1 protein-coding gene is annotated in these 838 nt (G+C 67.9%); it reads right to left on the bottom strand.

The genetic code is table 11. The features are described from left to right. Positions 1-239: 239 nt before the first annotated feature. The gene (locus QN357_RS19125; protein WP_134446389.1) at positions 240-752 is read right to left on the bottom strand and encodes an amino-acid N-acetyltransferase; all 513 of its coding nucleotides are present in this window, start codon (positions 750-752) and stop codon (positions 240-242) included. Positions 753-838 lie beyond the last annotated feature (86 nt).

Consider the following 838-nt stretch of genomic DNA (forward strand, 5'->3'; position numbering starts at 1 on the left):
GTCGTGGTCGGCGTGGGGGTCGGGGCCGGCTGGCCACCGCCGGATCCCGGGCGCACCACGATCAGCACGATGATGACTATCACGAAGAGCAGGCCAAGACCCACGATGAGGCGGCGGCGCCAGTAGACCTTGCTTGACTGGGGGCCGACCGGATGTTTGATCGTCGACATGCCCCAAGGCTAACGAGCTTTGCCCGGCAGCCGCGGGAAGGCGCTGCGTGTCGGCGCGGATTCCCGGCCTCAGCCGAGCCGCTTCACCATTCTGGTGTTGCCGAGCGTGTTGGGCTTCACCCTGGCCAGGTCGAGGAATTCGGCGACGCCCTCATCGTGGGAGCGGACGAGTTCGGCGTAGACGAGCGGGTCGACGGTCTCCGAGCCCATGTCGGTGAATCCGTGCCGGGTGAAGAAGGGCACCTCGAACGTGAGGCAGAACAGTCGGGAGAGGCCGAGCTCGCGGGCATCCGCTTCGAGGCGGGCGAGCAGAGCGTGGCCGACACCGCGGCCGAGCCAGTCGGCAGTAACAGCGAGGGTGCGCACCTCGCCGAGGTCCTCCCACATCACATGCAGGGCACCGACGCCGATGAGTTCGCCTGCGGTGTCTTCGACCACGCGGAACTCCTGGACGGCCTCGTAGAAGACGACGCTTTCCTTGCCGAGCAGGATGCGCTCCTGGACGAGCGGCGCCACCAGGGTCTGGATGCGCGGGACGTCGCTCGTGCGCGCCCGGCGTACCGAATACTCCTGCTCCTGCATGCCAGCCCTCTCGCCCGTGCTCGTGTGCGTCACACCCAGTCTATTGAGCACGGGCACGCGGAAGGGGCCAGGCGGATGGGGACGCC

It is taken from the genome of Cryobacterium sp. RTC2.1, from assembly GCF_035018685.1.
GTDB classification, from domain to species: Bacteria; Actinomycetota; Actinomycetes; order Actinomycetales; family Microbacteriaceae; genus Cryobacterium; species Cryobacterium glucosi.

What these genes read in the sequence shown, in the direction of transcription:
- QN357_RS19125 (WP_134446389.1), bottom strand. Translation starts at nt 752, where the DNA reads ATGCAGGAGCAGGAGTATTCGGTACGCCGGGCGCGCACGAGCGACGTC.